At 69.6% G+C, this 20,512-nt stretch carries 25 protein-coding genes; 16 read left to right on the forward strand and 9 right to left on the reverse strand.

All coding sequences use genetic code 11. The features are described from left to right. Positions 1–709 precede the first annotated feature (709 nt). Together ACGWYJ_RS21865 and ACGWYJ_RS21870 are read right to left on the reverse strand one after the other, a co-directional pair. Positions 710–1,774 carry an endonuclease/exonuclease/phosphatase family protein gene (locus tag ACGWYJ_RS21865; RefSeq protein ID WP_395108097.1) on the reverse strand — a complete coding sequence of 355 codons (1,065 nt, stop codon included), beginning with the start codon at positions 1,772–1,774 and terminating at the stop codon, positions 710–712. Between the two features lie 219 nt (positions 1,775–1,993). Beyond that, complete coding sequence (locus ACGWYJ_RS21870; RefSeq protein WP_395108099.1) at positions 1,994–2,830, reverse strand: hypothetical protein; 837 nt, start codon at positions 2,828–2,830, stop codon at positions 1,994–1,996. A gap of 220 nt (positions 2,831–3,050) precedes the next feature. Between ACGWYJ_RS21870 and ACGWYJ_RS21875 the strand changes: the two genes are divergently transcribed. The 14 genes from ACGWYJ_RS21875 to ACGWYJ_RS21940 all read left to right on the forward strand — a co-directional run bounded on the left by ACGWYJ_RS21875 (position 3,051) and on the right by ACGWYJ_RS21940 (position 14,852). Then, positions 3,051–4,265 (forward strand): helix-turn-helix domain-containing protein, encoded by a 1,215-nt coding sequence (locus ACGWYJ_RS21875; RefSeq protein WP_395108100.1) that lies wholly within the window; start codon positions 3,051–3,053, stop codon positions 4,263–4,265. 200 nt (positions 4,266–4,465) lie between these two features. Beyond that, positions 4,466–4,885 (forward strand): hypothetical protein, encoded by a 420-nt coding sequence (locus ACGWYJ_RS21880; protein ID WP_395108101.1) that lies wholly within the window; start codon positions 4,466–4,468, stop codon positions 4,883–4,885. 42 nt (positions 4,886–4,927) lie between these two features. Continuing rightward, positions 4,928–6,244: an SAM-dependent methyltransferase gene (locus tag ACGWYJ_RS21885; RefSeq protein WP_395108102.1), complete on the forward strand. Its 1,317-nt coding sequence runs from the start codon at positions 4,928–4,930 to the stop codon at positions 6,242–6,244. Next, on the forward strand, positions 6,241–7,179 hold the full coding sequence (locus tag ACGWYJ_RS21890) for an SAM-dependent methyltransferase (protein ID WP_395108103.1): 939 nt from the start codon (positions 6,241–6,243) through the stop codon (positions 7,177–7,179). The genes ACGWYJ_RS21885 and ACGWYJ_RS21890 overlap by 4 nt, the downstream gene beginning before the upstream one ends. Positions 7,180–7,692: 513 nt before the next feature. After that, positions 7,693–7,998: a hypothetical protein gene (locus tag ACGWYJ_RS21895; protein ID WP_395108105.1), complete on the forward strand. Its 306-nt coding sequence runs from the start codon at positions 7,693–7,695 to the stop codon at positions 7,996–7,998. Beyond that, positions 7,995–8,855: a hypothetical protein gene (locus ACGWYJ_RS21900; protein WP_395108106.1), complete on the forward strand. Its 861-nt coding sequence runs from the start codon at positions 7,995–7,997 to the stop codon at positions 8,853–8,855. Before ACGWYJ_RS21895 ends, ACGWYJ_RS21900 begins: the two co-directional genes overlap by 4 nt. Next, positions 8,852–9,778: an endonuclease/exonuclease/phosphatase family protein gene (locus ACGWYJ_RS21905; protein WP_395108107.1), complete on the forward strand. Its 927-nt coding sequence runs from the start codon at positions 8,852–8,854 to the stop codon at positions 9,776–9,778. Before ACGWYJ_RS21900 ends, ACGWYJ_RS21905 begins: the two co-directional genes overlap by 4 nt. After that, positions 9,775–10,329, forward strand: a complete 555-nt coding sequence (locus ACGWYJ_RS21910; protein WP_395108108.1) for an HAD family hydrolase — start codon at positions 9,775–9,777, stop codon at positions 10,327–10,329. Before ACGWYJ_RS21905 ends, ACGWYJ_RS21910 begins: the two co-directional genes overlap by 4 nt. Before the next feature lie 200 nt (positions 10,330–10,529). Continuing rightward, positions 10,530–11,423 (forward strand): hypothetical protein, encoded by an 894-nt coding sequence (locus ACGWYJ_RS21915; RefSeq protein WP_395108109.1) that lies wholly within the window; start codon positions 10,530–10,532, stop codon positions 11,421–11,423. 126 nt (positions 11,424–11,549) lie between these two features. Continuing rightward, positions 11,550–12,431 (forward strand): CPBP family intramembrane glutamic endopeptidase, encoded by an 882-nt coding sequence (locus ACGWYJ_RS21920; protein WP_395108111.1) that lies wholly within the window; start codon positions 11,550–11,552, stop codon positions 12,429–12,431. Next, entirely contained in the window at positions 12,428–12,601 is a 174-nt protein-coding gene (locus ACGWYJ_RS21925; RefSeq protein ID WP_395108112.1) for a hypothetical protein, read from the forward strand. The genes ACGWYJ_RS21920 and ACGWYJ_RS21925 overlap by 4 nt, the downstream gene beginning before the upstream one ends. After that, positions 12,598–13,035 carry a hypothetical protein gene (locus ACGWYJ_RS21930; RefSeq protein ID WP_395108114.1) on the forward strand — a complete coding sequence of 146 codons (438 nt, stop codon included), beginning with the start codon at positions 12,598–12,600 and terminating at the stop codon, positions 13,033–13,035. The genes ACGWYJ_RS21925 and ACGWYJ_RS21930 overlap by 4 nt, the downstream gene beginning before the upstream one ends. Before the next feature lie 23 nt (positions 13,036–13,058). Next, a complete protein-coding gene (locus tag ACGWYJ_RS21935; RefSeq protein ID WP_395108116.1) occupies positions 13,059–13,994 on the forward strand; it encodes a hypothetical protein in 936 nt (311 codons plus the stop codon). A gap of 267 nt (positions 13,995–14,261) precedes the next feature. Next, on the forward strand, positions 14,262–14,852 hold the full coding sequence (locus ACGWYJ_RS21940; RefSeq protein WP_395108117.1) for a hypothetical protein: 591 nt from the start codon (positions 14,262–14,264) through the stop codon (positions 14,850–14,852). Between the two features lie 39 nt (positions 14,853–14,891). Here ACGWYJ_RS21940 and ACGWYJ_RS21945 read toward each other — a convergent pair whose 3' ends face one another. The 3 genes from ACGWYJ_RS21945 to ACGWYJ_RS21955 all read right to left on the reverse strand — a co-directional run bounded on the left by ACGWYJ_RS21945 (position 14,892) and on the right by ACGWYJ_RS21955 (position 15,737). Further along, a complete protein-coding gene (locus ACGWYJ_RS21945) occupies positions 14,892–15,134 on the reverse strand; it encodes a hypothetical protein (RefSeq protein WP_395108118.1) in 243 nt (80 codons plus the stop codon). Continuing rightward, entirely contained in the window at positions 15,134–15,415 is a 282-nt protein-coding gene (locus tag ACGWYJ_RS21950) for a hypothetical protein (protein WP_395108119.1), read from the reverse strand. Before ACGWYJ_RS21950 ends, ACGWYJ_RS21945 begins: the two co-directional genes overlap by 1 nt. A gap of 112 nt (positions 15,416–15,527) precedes the next feature. Beyond that, positions 15,528–15,737 (reverse strand): transposase, encoded by a 210-nt coding sequence (locus tag ACGWYJ_RS21955; protein ID WP_395108120.1) that lies wholly within the window; start codon positions 15,735–15,737, stop codon positions 15,528–15,530. Between the two features lie 174 nt (positions 15,738–15,911). Here ACGWYJ_RS21955 and ACGWYJ_RS21960 point away from each other — a divergent pair, with 174 nt between their 5' ends. Beyond that, a complete protein-coding gene (locus tag ACGWYJ_RS21960; protein WP_395108121.1) occupies positions 15,912–16,502 on the forward strand; it encodes a class IV adenylate cyclase in 591 nt (196 codons plus the stop codon). Here the strand turns inward: ACGWYJ_RS21960 and ACGWYJ_RS21965 are convergent. Both ACGWYJ_RS21965 and ACGWYJ_RS21970 read right to left on the reverse strand, forming a co-directional pair. Beyond that, entirely contained in the window at positions 16,455–17,459 is a 1,005-nt protein-coding gene (locus tag ACGWYJ_RS21965; RefSeq protein ID WP_395108122.1) for an IS481 family transposase, read from the reverse strand. The two genes, ACGWYJ_RS21960 and ACGWYJ_RS21965, sit on opposite strands and share 48 nt — an antisense overlap. Further along, a complete protein-coding gene (locus ACGWYJ_RS21970; RefSeq protein WP_395108123.1) occupies positions 17,456–18,280 on the reverse strand; it encodes an SDR family NAD(P)-dependent oxidoreductase in 825 nt (274 codons plus the stop codon). The genes ACGWYJ_RS21965 and ACGWYJ_RS21970 overlap by 4 nt, the downstream gene beginning before the upstream one ends. 88 nt (positions 18,281–18,368) lie before the next feature. Between ACGWYJ_RS21970 and ACGWYJ_RS21975 the strand changes: the two genes are divergently transcribed. After that, positions 18,369–18,929 carry a TetR/AcrR family transcriptional regulator gene (locus tag ACGWYJ_RS21975; RefSeq protein ID WP_395108124.1) on the forward strand — a complete coding sequence of 187 codons (561 nt, stop codon included), beginning with the start codon at positions 18,369–18,371 and terminating at the stop codon, positions 18,927–18,929. Between the two features lie 115 nt (positions 18,930–19,044). On the opposite strand, the gene ACGWYJ_RS21980 is transcribed toward ACGWYJ_RS21975, so the two are convergent. Together ACGWYJ_RS21980 and tmk are read right to left on the reverse strand one after the other, a co-directional pair. Further along, positions 19,045–19,839 carry an endonuclease/exonuclease/phosphatase family protein gene (locus ACGWYJ_RS21980; RefSeq protein WP_395108125.1) on the reverse strand — a complete coding sequence of 265 codons (795 nt, stop codon included), beginning with the start codon at positions 19,837–19,839 and terminating at the stop codon, positions 19,045–19,047. Between the two features lie 64 nt (positions 19,840–19,903). Beyond that, on the reverse strand, positions 19,904–20,491 hold the full coding sequence (gene tmk / locus ACGWYJ_RS21985) for a dTMP kinase (protein WP_395108126.1): 588 nt from the start codon (positions 20,489–20,491) through the stop codon (positions 19,904–19,906). Between the last annotated feature and the right edge of the window lie 21 nt (positions 20,492–20,512).

A 20,512-nucleotide genomic window follows, 5' to 3' on the forward strand; every position in this document is an offset into this window, starting at 1 on the left:
CGGCCGCTGTCGGTGCGGCGTGGGGGCGCGGACGCGACCCATCATGCGCCAGGTGACGCGGTACGCCTGAACCTCCCTGAAGTCGACGACGACAATCAGAGGGTGCATCTGCCGAGCGGGACATCGGCCAGATGCCGCCAGGTGATCTCCCGGCGGTTGGTTAGGGCGGTCGTGCCGCTGGGCGACCAGGGCCATCCGCTCCACCCGCGGCCCCTGCCCGGCATCTAGGTCGTAGTCGCTGAGCCACACCTTCAGCGGCCCGTGATCGACTTGGTCGACGGCGTAGGCGATCGTTAGATGCGGCCAGTACAGCGGCGGGATCACCGGCACCCGGTCACCAACGACCACAGCGGTGGCCGCCGCCGTGATCTGCCACAGTCGCCGCTCCGGCGCGCAGGGATTGAGCACTCCAGGGCGGCCCTGCAAGCCTGGGGCCGGTCAATCTGCACCTCGAAGGGCGCGATGCGGGCGCACGCCTCAGCCACCCGTTCGGTGATCTGGGTGATCTCCTGGGTTGTGACCGCGGTCGTGGCGTCGGGGGCAGCGATCCGCCGTGCTGGATGGTCATGTGGTACCAGCTCGGCTGCACCGGCACCAGGCCATCGCGGTGTGTCAGGCCCCGGTAGGGGCGTACAGCCGTTCGTTCAGCACCTCCGCCGGGAGCAGCGCGTGCCAGTGGTAGCGCTCTTCTCCCGCGGGCCAGCGATGCTCAACGCCGGCGAAGAAGTTCTCCAACGGGGGCTTTTCCATGGTCGGTGATGTGGGTGGTGGTGGCGGGTCTGTCCGGGTTGTGGGGTGCGTTGATCAGGGGGCACGGCAGCGGGATGCGGACTTCGGCGTGGACGAGTCGGTGATCGCTGGCCCGGTTCCCTCGTTCGGAGACGTGCACCCTGTAGGAGCCGGGCACCACGTGCAGCGCGGGCGAGACGATGAGGTGATCGATCCGGCCGCCCTGGCCATCGTCGATGTGAGCGTTGACGGTGGGCGTCATGTCGCTGGCCACGCACCCGGCGCTGCGGAACCCCGCCTCGGCCAGCACCCTCAGCGCACGCCGATCGGCGCTCAGGCTGCGAAATCGCGGATCGCGCCGCAACAGCCAATGACAGAGGCGGCGGACGACATCGGCGGGGCGCAGCGGGCTCAGGCCGGGGGACAGTCCCGGTGGCAGGGTCTTGTGGAACCGCTTGTGCGGGGGCCGCACACGCCATTTGGGCTCGAACTCTCGGTGGCCGCGGCAGTTTGGCCACAGCGAGTTGCAGTCCCCGGCCAGAATCGTCAACGCTCCGGGGGCGGCATGGCCGGTCAGCTTCAGCGCCGCGTCCAGGCGCTGGTCCCCCGACCAGTGCGGCCAATGCAGCGACTTGATCTTCACTACATGGCCGGTGTCGCCCAGCCGGGCGTGCAGGAACCCTTCCTGGTCGTGGTAGACATCCGGGGCCCCGTGCACGTATTGACGCTGGGCGCGCAACAGCGGATCGCACAGGAAGATCACCTGCCCCAGCAGGCTCTGCCCGGTCACCGGCGGGAAATAGTACGCGCGCAGGAACCCACGATCATTGGTCAATCCGCGCAGCCTCTCCTCGGCCGCGAACACCAACTCGCCGCCCCCGTAGCCGCCTTGGCGCGCCTCCTGGACCATCAGCACATCCACATCCGGGCACGCCTCGGCGATCACCTCACCGAACAGCGGAAGCCGGGCATGGCTCCGGGAACTCATGTCCCAGCCGAAGTCCTCGAAATTCCAGCACGCGACTTGCAAAGTGAACGCGGCCATCACCCATCACTCCGCTGAGACAGTCGCCGACGGGCATCGACGAGCCAGCGCGATGCTGACCTGTCGTGCCGCAGGAGTCGGTTCTGGCGGATCCAGCGCTGGTGCGGTCGGCGCAGGCGATCGGCATGCTCGCCGACGGCCTCAGCGGCCTTCTCTGTCGAATCGAACGGGTCGGTCAACAGGTGTCCTCAAAGGGTCAGTGCGGACAGTTCGGACTGATTAGGGGCTCGGCGGTGAGGGCTGATGACACAGCTGCTTGAGGGCCGCGCGCCCGGGTCGCATCAGCCAGGCGATCCGGCGAACCGTCCACCAGCGAGGGTCGAAACGCGGCGCGCCGCGGCGCTCGGTCGGGGCGCGGTGCCGGGCCGGGCGATCTTCCCAGGGCCGGTTAGATCCGCAGGACGGTGGCGTCGCGGACCTGCGTTGAGGTCGTCCGGGCTGCTCCCGCCGTGCCTCTGACCGCCGATCCCGAAGCCGGTGCCGACCGTTCTTGAACAGGTTGGCCGCCTTCGTCAGCTTCCCGGCGGTGGCGACCGAATGGTCCCGGCCGTCGATGATCACCTGGGCGGGGTACAGCGGGTCCAGGGCCCATCCGCCGGTCGGCGTCGGCGCGTAGTACAAACGCAGATGCCGCTGACCACGGCTCATGCCAAGGACCCAGCCGACCTCCTCGGCATAGCCGAGGGCGATCTCGACCTCGTCCGGGAGGCGACGGGCGGAACCGGTGTAGGCCCCTCGGACCGCTGAGGGTGCTTGCTCGGGATCCCGTACGGGCGGCAGCGGGGCCGGGGCCTGCCGGGAAAAGGTCTTCTCGTCATCGAGCGGGTGATAGGCCGCCACGACCGCGTAGAGATTATTGACAGGCGGCCACCGTCGCCCGTTGACCACCGCAGTGATCTTGAGGCCGGTGGGGCGGCCTCTGCCGTCGGGTCCTATGTCAGCCCTCAGCGCGGCACGCTCGTTGGACAGGGCCAGGCGCCAGTAGCTGTCCCTGGGGCGATCGACCTCGGGGGCGGCCCCGGTCGCGGCGTGCAGCCGCGCGGCCAGCCGGTGCACCAAGGGCGGAGCATCCCGTGGGACCGCCGCGGTGCCTGCTGGTGTATCGCTGGCGGGCGTTGGGCGTCCGGGCAGCGCCCGGATGTCCCTTTCCTATGCGCCTTGCTTCGCAGGGGGAAGGGCGCGCACAGACTCAGCGCGCGACCACCTTGCGCGAACGGTCGAGCCACTGCTTACTCTGGAGCTGCTGCGCCCCGTACATCCCCCTAAGGAGTGGCCCATGGCCAGCGGCAACACCGTCGGCGATCACATCAAAGACCTCCGCAAGACCCGCAGGATGAGCCAGAAGCAGCTGGCCGACGCCGCCAACATCTCAGAGAGCTACCTGAAGAAGTTCGAAAGCGGGGACCGCGTTCCGGCGCAGCATCACGTGATCGCGATCGCCAGGGCACTGCGTGTCGGCACCGACCGGATCACTGGGCAGCCTTACTACAACGGCGCCGAACGCGAAGAGATGGTGCAGGCGTGGATCCCCGATCTCCGGCGGGTGCTGTGGACCTACGACAACCCGGACGATCTGGATGCTGCGCCGCGCCCCTTGCCGGTGCTGCTGTCTGAGGCCGAGACGGTCTCCAAGCTGCGGCAGGACGGGCAGTACGTGAAGTACGCGCCGCTGCTGCCGCAACTGCTGACCGAGCTGTCGCATTTCGCGCTCGCCGCACCAGAAGGTGAGGAACGCGAAAAGGCGTTCTGGTGGCTCGCACGCGGCTACCGCGCCGCCAATTCCCTCGCGCACAAGCTCGGCCACCAGGACCTGTCCATGACCGCGATCGAACGGGTCCGCTGGGCCGCAACCCAGTCCGGCGACCCCTACATGGACGTCGTCGCCGGATACCTGTTCCTGGGCGCCCTGATGCGGCAGGGCTTGTGGGGGCCCGCCAACAACCTGATGATCAGGCTGGAGACGCAGACCCGGAGCATCACCGACCGGTGGGACAACGACTCCCGCGGGCTCCTGGGCGCCATCGTCCTCAAACGCGCAGCGGCCGAGGCCCGCCGCGGCCGGATCGACGCCACGATCCGGGCGCTGGAGGAAGCCGAGGAGATCGCCGCCCAATGCGGCAACGTCGACCTGCTGACCTACGAAACCGCGTTCGGGCCCTCCAACATCAAGATCCACGAAGTCCACGCGATGCTCGACCTCAGCGACCCGGCCTCCGCCGTCCGAGTCTCCGACAGTTTCTCCCCGCCCGAAACCCTTCCGGGCGAGCGCCGTTCGCACCATTTCATCGACCTGGCAGCCGCGCAAACCCAAGTGAACGACCGCACCGGTGCGCTGATCAGCCTGAAAAAGTCCGCCGAGATCGCACCTGCTCACACCAGGTTCCACCCGACAGCACGCAGCACCGCGAGCGTGCTGGCACGAGCTGAACGCGGCGAACACGGCCCCGCTGCCGAGTTCGCGCGCTGGATGACAGGCACCGTCGCTACCTGACCGAAATTCCCGCGTCAAGGGGGTGTGCGGGCACAGTTTGTGTCCGCACACACCTTTCCGCAGCGTGACGATGTCCACCACTTGAACTCCAAGTGGAGGACATCATGCCTTCCCCGTCCAGAACCGGGTCACCGCCCACATCCCCAACGCCCGGCCCGGCCCTGCCCCCCGCCGGCCTCTGGCTGGCTGTGGAAGACCACGTGCGCCAACACGCCGCCCGGTGGTGGAGCAGCACCGGGTGCGCGTTGCTGCCGACCGGGGACGCCTTCGACTACGTCAAGGCACCCGGATACTGCGCACGCGCCGTCGCCGACCGGTTCCCGAAGGCCGCATTGATCAACTACCCCCGCTACTGGCGAGTCGCGGTTCTCGTAGTCCCCGGCACCGCCAACACCTGGGACCTCGAAACGGCCGGTGGCATGGTCTGCGAAGGCGCCGGGGAGCACCTGAACGTCCCAGCACCGGACCGCACCGCCATGGAGGGCGAGGACCCGTACTGGCTCCGCCCGCCAGGGGACCAGCCATGGTTCCCGCCAGCGAACGAACTGGCCGCGCTGCTGCACCGGCTCGAAGAAGACGTCATGCGGGCGCAGCAGCCCGCGAACGAGCACCGCACCTGACCTGACCGCGTCGCCAGACCACGCTGCTCTGCAGGGACACCCATGACCGCACAACGAAGTGCTCCAAGGACCCGCACTGCTGATCCGGCCGTCGTGTGGCCCGCGTCCGCTGAGCGGGTCAACGCGGGCGACCGCAGGCGGTTCCGCAGCAAATGGTTGCAGGAGCTGGCGGACGCGATGCGCGACCGCGGGTGGCGATGGACATGCGCCACCGATGAGGCGGCGCCCGGGGCAGAGGTGCTGCTGCACCCGCCCGGCGGGCGCGGCGACCCCTCCCGCGCCGTGGCGGTGATCCTCATCGACCCCGCCGCCTCGGCGGACGGCCACCGCGGCGTCTCCGTCACGGGCCCGTACTTCGCGTGGCGGGCCACGCGAAGGTTCCTGGCGCACGCCGGTGACATTCCCGGCGCCCTCCACGAGATCGAGTACGTCACTGGCCACAGGGATGCCCCACCCGCGCCTGTGGCCGGTGTTGCAACCCCGAACCCTCACCCCCTTCGGACACCCACCATGACCACAGACAATCCCGCCGACGTCCCGCTCGGCCCGGCAGGTGCCGAAACGGTCCCGCTGGGCGTTGACCCCTCGGTCCCGCATAAAGCCCGGGTCTATGACTGCCTCCTGGGCGGCAAGGACAATTTCGCGGCGGACCGGGCCCTGGCCGACCGGCTCCTGAAGCAGGAGCCGCGGCTACGCGCGGGAGCGCAGGCCAATCGAAGCGTCCTGGTGCGCGCAGTCCGGACGATGGCGGCCGAACTGGAGATCCGTCAGTTCCTCGACCTGGGGACAGGGCTGCCCACCCGCCCCAACGTGCACGAGGTCGTCCAGGAGGTCGCGCCCGCGTGCCGGGTGGTGTACGTGGACAACGACCCCATGGTGCTCGTCCACGCCCGCGCTCTGCTGACCAGCAGCCCCGAGGGCACGACCACCTACGTCGACGCCGATCTGCGGAACTTGGGCGCGATCCTCGAGGAGGCGGCCAAAACGCTGAACTTCGACGAACCGATCGGCGTCACGGCAGCCGCCAGCCTGCATTTCCTGACCGATGAGGAGATCGCGACCGCACTGCCGGTGCTGCGCCAGCCGTTGGCCTCGGGCAGCGCCCTGGCCATCAGCCACGTCCTCACCGGCCTCGAATCGGTCATGGACGACTACCGCGCCAGCGTCGGCAGCGGCTACCCGCGCACCCCCGAACAGGTCAAAGCACTCTTCGACGGCTGGTCCCTCATCCCTCCGGGCCTGGTCGAACCCGACGAATGGCGCCCCGGCCCCGACACCGAGACCGACCGGATCAGCGAACGGGCGTCCATGGCCGACATGGTGCTGTGCGGCGTCGCAGTCCTCGGGGAGCGGCCATGACCGAGATCACGGACACCCGCACGGCCGAGCCTGAGCTTGCGCAGGGCTTCGATGGCTTCGACCCGCGCATCCCGTCCTACCCGCGGGTGTGGCCGTATCTGCTCGACCTCAGCAAAGACGCCTACCCGGCGGACCGCGATTTCGCCCGCGCGCTGTGGGAGAACATCCCGGGAATGCTCCGGGTCGCGTGGAGTCGGCAGCTGGGCCGGTGCGCTCTGGCCCACTACCTGGCCCGCTCGGGCATCGGGCAGATCATCGTGGCCGGCACCGACCTGCCCTGCAACGATCTGGAGATCCACGAGATCGCCTGGAACACCAACCCGGCGACCCGCACCGTGTACGCCGACCGCGACAAGCTCGCGGTGGTGTACGCCCAGGCCCTGTTCCGCGGGCCCGGGACCCGTCCCGCTGTGCACGCCGCGCCCGGCGACGCCGACGCGCTGCTGGACGCCGCCGCCGAGCACGTGGATCTGCACGAGCGGGTCGCGGTGCTGTTTGTGACCTCGCTGGACCTGCTCGATAAGACCACCGCCGCCAGGGCGATCCGCCGCATCACAGCCCGCACAGTGGACGGCAGCGCCGTCGGGATCGTGCACCTGGGCGCTCGCGACCGCGCGACGGCCCGGCTGTTGCCGTCCCTGGCCGCCGACCACGGTGCCGCCGTCCCGTGTTTGCGGGGTCCCGCCGAAGTCGCGGCGCTTTTCCCACCCGGCATGCGGCTGGTCCGGCCCGGGATCTTCGACGTCATGACGTGGTTGGACAGCGCCGCCTTCCCGGACGGTCCCGGCCACGCACCCCAGGTGGACGGGTTGAGCGTGTGGTGTGCTGTCGCCCGCACACCACGCAGCCCGTTCAACGGTTCTGCGCGGCGCGTTCTCGGGCGCCTGACCGGTGGGTACGCCCCGCGCCTGGCCCTGCCGGGCTGTACCCCGTGAGGGGCGTGCTCACCCGCGGAGCTGGGACGGTTCCGGCGCTACTCTGGCGCAGCCGCCGGGGCCGTCCCACCGCACCAGCTCGCGGGCCTTGGGCAGGGGTGGCCAGGGCCTGCGGGTTCGTGAAGGGCTCGGCCCCGGCGCTTCATCCGCGCAGCGCGCCGGGGCCGTCCCGACCCGTGCCAGCCCGCAGCCCAAGGGTCAGGCGCAGCCAGGGAGCGCGGGCTCCCAAGGGGGCCGTACGACAACCGGAGCGCCCGCCGTACGGCCCCCACCCGGACGAGTCGTGGCCCCGGGAATTCGCGCTCTCACCCGAGGGCCACGACTCCCCACCCACCGCCTGAGCGACCAACCTGACGGGACCCGATCGTGATGACCGATGTGAGCGCCCGTGCCGGGCATGCGCACGGCCGGGCCATACCAGTTCCTGACCGCCGTCCGCACACCGCAGCAGAACGGGGGAGGGGGCACGAGCCTGGGCACCGCAGGGTGTTGCCCGGATGCGCGCTGGCGTGCTTGAACCTGCCCGCGCGCATCCATGATGCGCTCACCCGCCCCGGCCTCGACGTGCGAACGGTACGTGATCTGCTGGCGCTGGTGCGCGCCGGGACCCTGGGCGAGGTCCGCGGTATCGGCCCGCTGCGTGAGGCCACCGTCAAGCAGACGCTGGTCAAAGCTGGGCTTGAGCCGCCGGGTGAGCCAGGTGCGGTCACATCCGCGTCCTTCAGTTCGGACTGGTGCTCATCGCCGGCGACCGCGCACCTGCGTGGCACCTGGCTGAACCTGGGCCCAGGACCGTCGCGTCCGGGGCGAGCGCGGTGAGCAGGTTCCACGAGCCCTTCGACCTGAAAGTGGTGTTCGCTTCCGGCAACACCGACCTCCAGGTCGAGGCTCTGTACCATCAACGCCGCTCGGTCCACCGGGCCATTGCCGGTCTCGGCGAGAGGTACTGGTCGAACTGCCAACGCCTGTACGGGCGCCTGTCCACGCCACCGGCCATCGCCGCGCTCCCTGCTTCCCGGCAGCCGACGGCGCTGGCGGCCGATGAGGCCGCGCGGGTTGCCGGGGCGCACCTGTACGGGCTGGATGAGGCGGCGACGACCGCAGCCGTCACGCTCAGCGATGACATAGCGCGCCATGGGCCGCCCCTGGCCGAGGCGGGCACATCCCGCGTGGATCAGCTCGTGATGGTCACGCCCCCTACCCCCAGCGGGTTTCTGCGGTTCGCCAGCGGCGTCGGATACACCAGCCTCGGTATCCCGGTGATCGCTTTCCATTGGGGGCCGCTGCCGGAGGGAACGTGGCTGGCCTGGTGGGCCGACAACCGCATCGCCACTCAAATCGATGTGCGCGACCACGGCCGCACACAAGAGGAAGCCGAAGCCTTCCTTCGCGAGATGGGCCCCCTGACCTTTGGCGAGTCCGCCACCACCCTCTACACCGACCCGGAGGTGGAGCTGCCCGAGGCCGAACTGCCCTGCCCGCAAGCGATCGCCCAAGGACGCGCGCTGCACTACATCGCCGTGGCCGCCTGGGTGCTGCTGACCGACCCCGGCGCAGCACGCCTGATCACCCGGAAACCCACGCCAGCACAAGCGGCCCAGGACCGCCGCGCCGGCCTCCAACCCCGGCCCGCCACCCTGGCGACCAAGCCGATCACGGCTCGGTGGCCAGCGTGAGCGCCGGCGAGGTGACCGTCGTCTCGCTGAATCTGGAGGACGGCGGCTGGGATCGGCAGCACCAGGACCACCGCAACCTGGAGCTACTGCCCAAGTTGATCGGCCAAGTGCCCTCGGTGGATGTCGTGCTGTTCCAGGAGGGAAAGCACTACGGGCTGCGAGGACAGGAGCTGCGGTATCGCGCAGAGACCCTGCTGGGCCGGTTCGGGCTCCGCTCGTTCATGACCCCGAGCACGATCGGTCAGCTGCATGATCTGGTGTTCGTCCGGTGGCCGCGGTTCCGCCCCGTCACGCACTACAAGGCCGGGCTGCCCGACGTCTTCCACGATCAAATCGGCTGGCTGCACTTCCAGGTGGAAGGACTGGACCGCCCTCTGGCGGTCAGGTCTCTGCAGTGGCCGCACTGGGACGGCGGCGCCCGGCTGGATGCCGCTCAGAAGCTGACCGGGTTCGCCGCTCCGGGCCGGCTGTCGCTGCTGGGCGGGGACTTCAATGCGCTGTGGCCCGATTGCCGCCGTCCCCGTCACTGGTGGCGGCCTTGGCCGCGGCGCGTGCACCGCGAGTTCGAGCCCAACTGGGAGCGGCTTCCGCCGCGCAAACGCACCCACAAGACCCTGCCGCCTGGTGGACGCCCCCGACTGTGGTGGGGACCGGAGCGGCTGAGGTCGGACCGGCGCGCGATGCAGGTGCTGAAAGATGTGGGTTTCGTCAACGCCGGGTGCGTGGCCGGTGACATGACCGTCACCGTCAACGCCAACGTCGACCACGGCCAGGGCGGCCGGATCGACCACATCCTGTTCAGCCCCGACCTGGCACCCGCCCAGGTGGCCGGCTCCTACCGGGTGTGGATCAGCGAACTCGGCACCCGGCTAACCAATCATCGGATGGTCTCGGTCCGGTTGAACCTGGATCTGGCGCGATGAGCCCCGATCCCGCCGCCTTCCAGCCAGGCGACATGACGCCCATGCCCGCCTGCCTGGGACCGATCAGCACCGTCGCCGTCGACTACGGCGGTTCGATCTCCACCGACCAGATCGACCCGGCGCTCGGCCAAAAGCCAGTCGATCCCGAGGCCGCCGCCGCGCTGGGCCGCCTGCACAGGCTCGGCAAACGGCTCATCCTCGCCTCCAACAACCGCCCCGAAGAGACCCGCTGGCCCGCGCTGCGCAGGGCTGGGATCGCCGACCTCTTCCACGACGTACTGCTCTCGGCCACCCTCGGCGTCGCAAAGCCGGACCCGCTGTTCTACCGGCGGGTCATCGCCGCCGCCCAATGCCCCGCCGACCAGATCCTGTTCGTCGGCGACCACCTGGACAAGGACGTGCGTGCTCCGCTCACCCACGGCATGCACGCCGCCCTGATCCGCCCGAACGGCCTCGGACCCCACGAGGAGCTGCCGGACGGCGCGCTGCTCGTCGGCCACGTCCGCGAGCTGCCCGCGCTGCTGCGCACCTCTGGACCCGTTGCGACGTGAAGGCGCCGCCTCCCACCCGTGTCCCCGACTCCATGTCCACTACCGAGGAAAACACCATGTCCGATACAGCACCAACGACCACACCCGCGGTCCCGCCCGCGCCGAGCACGTCACCACGCGACCAACAACCCGCAGACGGCACCGCCCCTCCGCCCCATGGGGAACAGCCCAAGGAGGATCTTCGGGACTTCGCGGAGATCATGCTGCAGCGGTTCAAAACGGCGCTCCGAGGCCAAGCGCTGGGTGCCCTGCTCCTGCCGATCATGCTGCTGCTGGTAGGCGCTGGCCTCGGAACGCTCATCCGAGCCCTGACCTCACCCACCGTGGGGACCGTGGTGACCGTGTCCGCAGCCGCGGCGCTGACGGCCGTGATCGTGGTGGCCACCGTGCTCGCCCACTGGTCGGGGCCCGATCCGCGGATCGACTGGGCCACCGCGGCCCCCTACCAGCAGCGCCTGACCGAGGGCCTGCCCGACCAGGTCCGCCATCTGCTGACCGCAGCCCAAGCCCGGGTGCAACGGCATCGGCCCGCCGCGCTGGACGTCTACCTGTTCTCTCCGCGGGCCCTGGACGAGCACGCCAGAATCTGCACCCTCGACACCGGATACGGCTGCCCCTGCTGGGTGGTACGGATCAACGCCTGCGTCGCCCCCGCACGGTCACATCCGGTGCTGGTGGTCGGTGACCGGCTACTCACCCAGCCCGATGCGCTCGCGTTCGTCCTGGCGCACGAAGTCCACCACGCTCGCCGTCCCTGGTGGGCGCTGCGGCTGGCCCTCGGCGGGCCTGTGCTGCTGGGCTGGCTGCCGCTGGGCCTGGCCGTGCCGGGGCGCCACCTGCTGGTGATCGCCCCCGCGGTGTGGGCGGTCACGATGCTGCTGCGCTGGATCGACGAGCTGGCCGCCGATGTGGCGGCCGCCCGCACCACCGCACCCGGCACGGCCAGAACCTGGTGGGCGCTGTACCGCGAATCACGACCCAAGCCGCAGCGCCGGGCCCGGCAACTCTTCTTTCAGGTTCTCGCACCTGCCCATCCCCCGGTCACCCTGCGCGCTGCGCTCACCACCCGGATCCAGAAGGCCGGACCGGCATGACCAGCACCCGCCGCGCCGGACAGGCCGTGGAGCTCGCCCGACCCGCACTGCCCGCGCTCCTGCGCGCCTCTCGCACTCCGAGAAGACTTCCTACTTCCCACCCCCATCCACCTGCCTAGGAAAGCGATGCCCGACTCCTCCTCAACCGTTCCGCATCAACTGACGGCGCACGGCGACCAGCAGCCGCGGCAGCCCGCCGGCCTCACCGACCGTCCCCAAGGGCCACCGCTGCCCCCGCACCGTTCATGGCGGCTCCGGGAGGCCATCGTGGCCCTCCTGGGCCAGCTCGTCCTCGGCCAGATCATCCTGGTGCTGTTGGCCGTGGCCGGTGCCCCGATCGGGACGGACCCGGCCGGCCTCATCACCGCCGCACTGGCAAACATCGTGGCCCTGCTGATGGTCGTGGCCGGGCTGGCCCGGGCGCGGCGGCGCCGTCCCCGCGCAGCCCTGGGACTGCGGCCGGTCTCGCTGCCTCAACTGGTGCTGTGGCCAGCGGCGTGGCTGGGCATCTACTGGGCGTTCGCCCTGCCCTATACCGCGCTGGTAGATCCTCCCGCTCAGACCGTCGAGAACAGCGTCGCCATCGCCCACGGCGCCGCCCTGATCACGCTGACAGTCGTGGGCGTGTGCCTGGCCCCGTGGGCCGAAGAGATGTTCTGGCGGGGCCTGGTCTACCGGGCGCTACGCGGGCACTGCCGCGCCCTGATCGCCGCTCCGATCACTGCGCTGCCCTTCGCCGCGCTGCACCTGGACCCGACCGGCACAGCAGATCAGCTGCTGTTGCTGCCGCTGCTGGTGGTGGGCGCCGTCATGGCCTGCGTCATGGTCGAACAGACCGGGTCCCTGCTCCCGGGGATGGTGTTCCACGCCGGGTTCAACGCGATCGGCTTCGCCATCCATGGCGACCCTGTCACCGCAGCCGCAGCATGGGCGATCATGGCCGCCGTCTGCCTCATCCCGATGATCCGCGCACGGCCGGCAACGGCGGACAACGGGAGGGAGCCATGACGACGTCGGCGCCGCTGGACTGCGACGAGGCGATGGCGGGCCCCTTCGCGGAGCTACGCGCCGCGAAGAGGACCACGGCGGTTCTTCTTCCCGCCGCGCAGGTCCTGACTGGCGCCGCCCGCGCGGCGCTGGCCGCCAGGCTGCAGCCCGAACGGCCGGACTGGACATGACCGGCACCCGACCGGAGGAGAACGCCCCGTCCGTGCCCGCAGGGAACGCAGCCAGCGCCTGCGGCGCGGACGCGCACGCCCCGGGCCACCGGGTCACGCTCGACTGCCCGGTCGCCTGCATCGGCGTCGAAACGATCAGTGACCTGGTGCGGGCCCTGACCGACTCGGCCGCCCGGCTCGGGCTCGGCTCACCCCCCACCCACGTGTGCCACCGCGTCAAGATGGCCTGCTCGCTGAGCTGCGTGCCCCTGCCGCTGCGCGTGGTCCACTCCCTGGAGAAGTACCAGCCGGACGTGCGGACCGTCGCGGACCTGATGGCCTGCCTGCGAACCGGCGCGTTCCAGGAGATCCCCCGCATCGGCGACGAAAGCGTGAAGCGGACCAAAGAGGTCCTGCGAGCTGCGGGGTTCTCCCCGCCGACTATCCCTACCTGAAACAACGATGGGAATGACCGCACATGAGTGAGCACGTACCCGACCCTGTGGTCCGCGACCCCGTAGTAGAAGAGATCGGTCGCCGGGTCGCCGCCGCCGTGCAAGACGTGCCCGAGCGCATCGGGTCGGTGGTCGAGATCGAAGCTGTCACACACTTCGAAGGTCAAGCCCCTGCGGGCGGTGCCGGATTCATCACCATCACCTTCACCTGGGCCGAACCCGGGCCCGATGATGACCCGAACCAGGCACCCCCGATCAGGGCCCTGAAGGTGGCCATCCTCAACGAGCTCATCGACGAGACCCACCGCCAGCTCGCCAAGGTGCACCCCTGCCAACTGCTCAACACACCCCCCGCAGCCCGGGAACAATCCCTAGCACGCGACCAGCCCGACTCCCGCCGCGCCGCCCTTTCCCCTGACGACCGGACACGAACGGACGACCCGATGCCCACCGACACCCCCACGAGCCCCGAGCATGCACCGCTCGACCGAGACCCCGACCTTGTCGAGCTGCTGAACGCCCGCCCCTGGGCGCGCCAGCTCCCCGCTGGCGGACCATCCCTGCCTGGCGTCTACGAAATCCTGCTCGACCTCATCAACGCCACCGGCTCCGAGGCCCGCTCCGATGAAGCCATGCAAAGGGCGCAGGCCCTAATACAGCCGCACCGCGCCGCGCTGGTCACCATCGGCGCCCACCTCTGTGACCACCTGGCCGACCACGCCGGGCTGCCCGACACGGTCGGCGAGGTGTTCATCAGGACGGGCCTGGCCGAGCTGATCGCCAAGACCCGCCCCTTCGGGGACGACGCGCAATCACCCGAGGCGTCCGATGAGGTGTTCGCGCACGCCGCCCGGGCGCTTCTAGCCGATCCGGATGCCTTCACCATCCTGGTCAACGCGATCGTGGATACCACCGTGGGCATCCGCGAGTACGAGGCCGCGGCCGCCGCCAGCGAATAGTGCGCTGCTCCGGAGGCCCCTGCTGGGGGCCGCACCGCGCGCCCTCGGCGGGGTAACGTTGCCCCCATGGGCGGCACCGGTCGCCCCGCCGAGGCCCGTTCGCGTCCCACGCCGTACCCCCTGAACGGCTGAAGGGTCCGAGCGCGCGGTTCCCAGCGAATCAGCCAGGGCGACTCCCGCGAGCAAAAGAGTGTGCTGCATGTCCGGACGTCCACCATGCCGCCGGGAGGGGAGCGTGGGACCCGCCCTGGGAGAGCAGAGACGACCGTGACGAAGAACCGGGACCGCAAGCAAGCCATCCGCGCGCTGGCCACCGAGAAGAACATCTCCTACCAGCAGGCGGAACGCCTGTACGACGTGCAGCGCGCCCAGCGCCGCGCGGACACACAACACGACGCCCCCGTGCAGAACGCCGCGCAGGGCCTGGTCCTGCGCAGCAGGGACGTGCACACGCTGGAGATGTGGGACGAGCGGAACGCCTCCTTCACCGACGAGGTCCAGACCGACCCCTATCAGCGGCAGGGCGCACTGGAGTCCCGGGCGCTGCTGTGGGGCGACCTCGGCGCCGACCGAGTCGCTGACCAGGCCCGCGACGCCGGGAACACCGAGCTGGGCCGCTTGCTGGACCGGCTCGCGACCGCCACGGCGTACGCCGCGATCCTGGACCAGGAGCAGGCCGCCCGGATCCGGTACGAGCACCGCATCCCGACGCTGGACCCGGGCGTGCGGGCGTCCCTGGCAGCTCAACCCCGACGGCGCCTGCGAGCAATGCCCTGCGTTCTTCTGGGGCCCGACCCCGAGCAGCCGGGACAATGCCGAGAATATGAAGGCCGCCGGGCGCCAGGTCTACGGGGATGATCTGATGCGCCACCCGCCACGGACCGACGACTAGCGAGGCTAGCTGTTCGGCCAGATCCCGGCGATGTCGACCTCGGTACCGCCGACCACGCGGTAGAACAGGCGGACGTGCCCGCGTTCCAGCAGGTAGGTGTCGGGTAGCTCGGGATCTGGCCGCGCGTCCTCGGGGAAGGGGTCCATCATCAACGCGGCCGCGGCCGCCAGGCCCTCCTTGTAGAGAACGTCCGGCAGCGCCAGCAGCTGCGCCCACGCGGCGTCAAGCCAGCGGATGCTCTGCGGCATCAGGCGACGCCGCGCACGGAACGCTCCGCGTCGGCGGCCCGCACCATCTCCTCTTCGGAGGTGAACACCCGGCTCGATCCATCGTCGGCGGCAAGGCGCTCGAGGACCTGGCGGCGCTGCTCGGCGAGCCGGAGCTGCCGCAGCTCCTCGTAAGCGTCGGGGGAGATGACCACAGCCTCATGCCCGGCGGCGTCGATCACGCGGACGGGCTCACCGTCGCTTTGGACGCTGCTGATCACGGCGTCCAGCTCGCTCCCGTCGATACGCACCCGGTCATTCATGCCCCTGATGGTAGGGCATGGCCCGGCCCGCTGGCGGGGCAAGCGGCTTGACGGAGGCCTCCGCCGTGGTGATCGGGCTTCGCCGTCAGCACGGCGGGGACGACGGCGCTGTTCAAGGGGAGGAGCGGGGAGCGGTGGTGGGAAGGACCTCCACGAGGTCGTCCAGGGTCAACCTGGCGGCCGCGAGCAACACTTCCAGGTCCGCGATGGTGGCGCAGTAGCCGCCGAGGACGCCGTATTGGCGGGCGCGCAGGACGGACCGCCCATCGAGCCGGATCAGCTCCACCTCCCATCCCCTCGGGCCGACCCACCGCTTTCCCACCCAGAAATGCTATGAGCTGCGGAAACGTGGTTCGGTCGGGGTGTGAACGACTGATGGCGGGGACGCTCGTCCCGATCGCAGGAATCGTGCATGGGTCGCTATGGATTCTGCTGTGCTCCGGGCGTGGAGTGGCTAGGCTGCCCCGATCAGCGGGAGTGAACGGGGAGCCTGATCATGCCTGGTGGGATGCACGAGGTCGAGGTGAAGTACCGGGTGGACAGCAGCCGGGCACTCGAAGCGGCGCTGGCGGCGCACGGCGTGGACCTGTCCGACCCGGTGCTACAAGATGATCAGGCGTACGCGCCCGCGCATTGGGACTACGGTCAAAGCAAGATCGGTGTGGCGTTCGCGCGGTTGCGGACCCAAGACGGCCAGCACCTGTTCACCCTGAAGACCCCGGTGGTCAACGAGCAGTCGTGCCGGGAGCAGGAAACCGGTGTGGGCGACCGTGCCGCGATGCATCAGGCGCTGCTGGCAATGGGATACCGGCCCACGATCCGGATCAGCAAACGGCGCCGTACCGGGTGGGTGGACGCGCTGGGCGGGGTGTCGATATGCCTTGACGAGGTCGAGCACGCCGGGACGTTCGTGGAGTTGGAAGCCGTCACCTCCGCCCGGTCGGCGGTGGGGCAGGACGATCTGGACCGGCTGGCCCGGTCGTGGGGAGTCCCGCTGGAACGCACGCGCGACACCTACGATTCGCTGGTGCGCGCAGCACTAGCTGTAGGAGGGCTGGACGTTGGTGACGCCGCTGCGCAGCCGTGATGCGGGTGGCTGACCGCCTGCTCCGCTGTGCGGTCGGTGGTAGTTGTAGTGGATGCTCCAGACTCTGATCGCGGCCGCGCGCTCGTCCTCGCTTGTGAACTCCCGGGCGTAGAGGACCTCTTCGGCCATGATTCGCTGGTAGCGCTCCACTTTCCCGTTGTGACGAGGCGTGTAGGGCTTGGTCTTCTGATGCCGGGTCTGGTTGCCGACGATCCGGGCGAAGTCACCTGAGCGGTAGCAGGCGCCGTTGTCGGTGACGACTCGGTGGATGTGGGTGATGCCGTGTGCGGCGAACCAGACTTTCGCCCGGGCCAGGAAGGCCGCTGCGGTGACGCCCTTCTCGTCGGGAAGGGGCTCGGTGTAGGCCAAGCGTGAGAAGCCGTCGACAATCGAGTGCAGGTAGACGTAGCCGCGCTTGGCGCCTCCCGTCTTCGCTCGGCCCGCTGCCTTGGCTTGTTCGCTGTCGCGGCCGTGGACGCGCCAGCCGCCGCCGCCCGGGATGCGGCCGACTTTCTTGACGTCCAGGTGGGCCATGTGGCCGGGCCATCGGGCGGTGATCTTGCCCGATTTGCGATTGTTCTCGCCGTTCGGGTCGAGGAAGCGACGCTGCCCGAGCCCCAGCCGGGTCAGGTGCCGGGTCACGGTGCGGCGATTGATCGTGAACCCGAGGTCGGCCAGCTCGTCGGTGATCCGCTGTGCCGACCACTTGTGATCGCGCCGCCAGGTCTCGATCTTCTCGACGGCCCACGCCGGGGTTGCGTTCGGGCTGGTGTGCGGGGCCGAGGAGCGGTCGTGGAGTCCTGCGTCACCGTGGCGGCGCCATCGGTTGACCCACTTGCTCGCGCACGCGCGCGAGATGCCCATCTCTGCGGCGACATGAGCGATCGGACGGGTGCGGCAGCGTTGCACGAGCCGGAGGCGTCCTTCGTAGGAGAGCGGAGCGTTACGGTGCGTCATCGAAGGTCGCCGTCGACCGCTGCTACCAGGCGAGCGGCGTCTTTCTCGTCGTGGTCGCCAACGGTAAGGGAGAGCTTCCTGGCGCCGCGGTAGGCGGCTCGTCCTGGGGCCGGGGCGTCGATGATGTCGATGATCGGGAGGACCGCAGCTTCTGGGCGTTGGCCGATCAAGGTCCCGAGGATGGCGGAGGCGGCCTTCATGCCCGTCGAGAGTTCGCCGGCGAAGCTGGAACGGACCAGCCGCGCCGGGCCCCAGGTCACGTAAGTGAGGTCCGGGTTCTGGATGGTGGCCAGGATGCCGAGGAGTTCGTTGGCGCGACGCTGCTGGGCGTTGGATCGTTTGAAGGTGAACCCGTTGATCATCTGGAGGTCGTCGAAGTCGATGGCATCAGGTCGCGCGCCGGGAACAGCTGTGTTCACCACGACCGGCCGCTCGGCCGCATGAAGCAGCGTCGCGAGTCCAGTGACGAACAGGTACTTGGAGACGAAGAACAGTGCCCAGGACGCCTCATGTCCCTCGGAGGTGGTGTGTCGGCGTTGCCGGATGAACGATGCCGCGAGAACCAGTGCGTCGATGCGCTCGTGGTTGGCCTTCAGGTGCTCGACCACGCGGCGGCTGTCGGCGACCAGGGACAGGTCAGCGGCGATGTACTCCGCTCGCGACGCCGCCGACTGATCCTTGCTCGTCACGGTCGTGACCAGCGCCTGGAACTTGCTGCGGCTTCGCCCGAGCACCACGACGCGGTCTCCCGCTTTCAGGAAGTGACGCGCCAGCGCTGCGCCCATCCCGTCGGTACCTCCCGTGATCACGATCGTCCTCATGGCGGGTTGCCTCCTCATTCCGGAACTTGTGTTCCGGAACAGGTTAGCATCAACCGGAACGTGAGTTCCGAATCGCTATAGTGAGGGGGTGGCCGAGGTTCGGAAGCAACGGCGAGACGCCGCCAACAACAGGGAACGGATCTTGACCGCCGCAGGAGAGGCCTTTCGACACGGCGGCATGACCGTCGACATGCGTGCCGTCGCCGCAGCGGCCGGTGTCGGCATCGGCACCCTCTACCGACACTTCCCTACCCGCGAGCACCTGGTGCAGGCCGTGACCGGTACCGACATCGCCGAACTCGCCGACGCAACCCTTCCCGAACGGGTGTCAGCCATCGTCGGCCTTCGGGAGTTCTTCACCGCAACGATGACGCACCTCGCCACCAACAAGGCCATGGTCGACCTGCTCGCAGGCGGATCACCGTCGGACGCAGACCTCGATCGATGCCTCTCGCACCTCACCAACATTGGCCAGGAGGCGGTCGATCGCTCCCGCATCGATCACACTCTCGCCACCGACGTGACCGCAAGCGACATCGCCTACCAGCTGCTCGGCCTCATCCGCATCGCACAGTTGATCCCCGACGCAGAGCCGGACGCAATCGAACACCAGGTAGACCTCGCACTACGCAGCCTGGCCGCGGACTAACAGCCTCGACGCAAGACCACGACCACGACCACGCAGACCTACCTGTCGTCAACGTCCTGCCCCGCAACAACTAGCGGTGACCTGACCCCAGGCCCACCGCACGGCTTCGGGGTGTTCAGAACAGGGCGATCTCGTCGCTGATCGTCAGGGCGCCGGTGTCCAGCAGTGCCGGGGCCGCCTCCACATCCACGGTGATGCCGGCGGCAGCATGGTCGGTGAGGCCCTGCTCGCGGATCTCGTGCACGTAGCCGCTGCCGATGAGCTTCTGGGCCAGGTCCTGGGCGAGGTGGAAGTAGTCGTAGCGGTAGCCGTCGCCGGTCCGGCCGATCCAGCTGTGTGGCTGGTCCCCGGGATGGCACGCGGCGTGGGCGTCGATCAGGCCCAGTCCGCTCAGGGTGTCGAGCATCGCGTACTCGAACGGCAAGAACCCGGCATGGGCGGGCCTGTGGTCGCGGCCGATCACGTTGTAGTCGCCGCCGACGACCAGGCCGCGGCGTTGCTCGGGCGGCAGGTGGCGCAGGGCGTCCAGGAACGTGGTGATGAATTGCTGTTTGCGTTCGGTCTTGGCGGCCGAGCGGTCCCGGCTGGGCACATACACCGCCGCGACGGTGAGGCGAGGCTGGGTGTCCAGGACGGCCGCGGCGACCCGGCCGGGGATGCTGACCTTCTCGAACGCGGCGGGTTCGTCCAGGACGCGGATGCGGCTGATGAGCGCGGCACCGCGGTCACCGGGTGCGGGAGTGTGGACCACGGCGTGCCCGGCGGCGCGGAACCGATCCAGCAGCAGGGCGGTGCCGGGCCCACTGCTGGTTTCGGTGATCAAGAAGACGTCCTCGGGGCGGCTGGCCAGCCATTCCAGGAGCCGTTGGGCGCGGTCGGCGGCGGCGGCACCGATATTGACGGTCAGCATGGACACCATGACCGGGCCTCTTATCCGAATGGGCGAGCGTGGCGGTGGAACAGGCCCGGGCGGCTTACGGCAGCGAACCCAAGTGTTCGAGGATGCGGTCGGTGACCTGGTCGGGGTTCTTGCCGCCGCAGTCCACCCAGTGCTGGCGCCAGCCACGCCGGTCCAGGAACCGGTGAGCGTCCCGGTACAGGTGCAGCTCCCGCTCGGGAGACCCTGCCTGTTCCAGGCGGGACAGGCGCTGCCGGTCATTCAATCGCGTCTGCAGGTGCTGCGCAGCAAGATGGAGATAGAAGGTCAGCGTGGGGGCAGGGAGGCGCGCGTTGTACTCCCAGACCTCGTCGATGTCGAGCCCGTCGAGGCGTTGCAGCACCAGCGACGACGGCACGTATCGGTCGCTGATCACGATCCGGCCCTCGTCCAGAGCGGGCAGGATCTCCTGCTCGACGTGGACGTGGCGGTCAGCGGCCACCGCCAACGCCAGGGCCCGTCCGGTCAACTCGGCTTCGGCCGACCGGACCAGGCGTCCCAGCGGTGTGTCCGAAGGTTCGGCGGTCACATGAACAGCCCGTCCGGCCGACCGTAGCCGCCGCCCAAGACGCGCGGCGGTGGTGGTCTTCCCGGCGCCGTTGGGGCCTTCGATGACGATGAACACGCCGCCGGCGCTGCCCGGTCC

Source organism: Actinomadura sp. SCN-SB, from assembly GCF_043906805.1.
GTDB lineage: Bacteria > Actinomycetota > Actinomycetes > Streptosporangiales > Streptosporangiaceae > Spirillospora.

Bases quoted from the DNA above. Each gene is read 5' to 3' on its own strand.
- ACGWYJ_RS21865 (WP_395108097.1), bottom strand. From the start codon at position 1,774: ATGGCCGCGTTCACTTTGCAAGTCGCGTGCTGGAATTTCGAGGACTTC.
- ACGWYJ_RS21875 (WP_395108100.1), top strand. From the start codon at position 3,051: ATGGCCAGCGGCAACACCGTCGGCGATCACATCAAAGACCTCCGCAAG.
- ACGWYJ_RS21885 (WP_395108102.1), top strand. From the start codon at position 4,928: ATGACCGCACAACGAAGTGCTCCAAGGACCCGCACTGCTGATCCGGCC.
- ACGWYJ_RS21890 (WP_395108103.1), top strand. From the start codon at position 6,241: ATGACCGAGATCACGGACACCCGCACGGCCGAGCCTGAGCTTGCGCAG.
- ACGWYJ_RS21910 (WP_395108108.1), top strand. From the start codon at position 9,775: ATGAGCCCCGATCCCGCCGCCTTCCAGCCAGGCGACATGACGCCCATG.
- ACGWYJ_RS21915 (WP_395108109.1), top strand. From the start codon at position 10,530: ATGCTGCAGCGGTTCAAAACGGCGCTCCGAGGCCAAGCGCTGGGTGCC.
- ACGWYJ_RS21920 (WP_395108111.1), top strand. From the start codon at position 11,550: ATGCCCGACTCCTCCTCAACCGTTCCGCATCAACTGACGGCGCACGGC.
- ACGWYJ_RS21925 (WP_395108112.1), top strand. From the start codon at position 12,428: ATGACGACGTCGGCGCCGCTGGACTGCGACGAGGCGATGGCGGGCCCC.
- ACGWYJ_RS21930 (WP_395108114.1), top strand. From the start codon at position 12,598: ATGACCGGCACCCGACCGGAGGAGAACGCCCCGTCCGTGCCCGCAGGG.
- ACGWYJ_RS21935 (WP_395108116.1), top strand. From the start codon at position 13,059: ATGAGTGAGCACGTACCCGACCCTGTGGTCCGCGACCCCGTAGTAGAA.
- ACGWYJ_RS21945 (WP_395108118.1), bottom strand. From the start codon at position 15,134: ATGCCGCAGAGCATCCGCTGGCTTGACGCCGCGTGGGCGCAGCTGCTG.
- ACGWYJ_RS21950 (WP_395108119.1), bottom strand. From the start codon at position 15,415: ATGAATGACCGGGTGCGTATCGACGGGAGCGAGCTGGACGCCGTGATC.
- ACGWYJ_RS21960 (WP_395108121.1), top strand. From the start codon at position 15,912: ATGCCTGGTGGGATGCACGAGGTCGAGGTGAAGTACCGGGTGGACAGC.
- ACGWYJ_RS21965 (WP_395108122.1), bottom strand. From the start codon at position 17,459: ATGACGCACCGTAACGCTCCGCTCTCCTACGAAGGACGCCTCCGGCTC.
- ACGWYJ_RS21970 (WP_395108123.1), bottom strand. From the start codon at position 18,280: ATGAGGACGATCGTGATCACGGGAGGTACCGACGGGATGGGCGCAGCG.
- ACGWYJ_RS21980 (WP_395108125.1), bottom strand. From the start codon at position 19,839: ATGCTGACCGTCAATATCGGTGCCGCCGCCGCCGACCGCGCCCAACGG.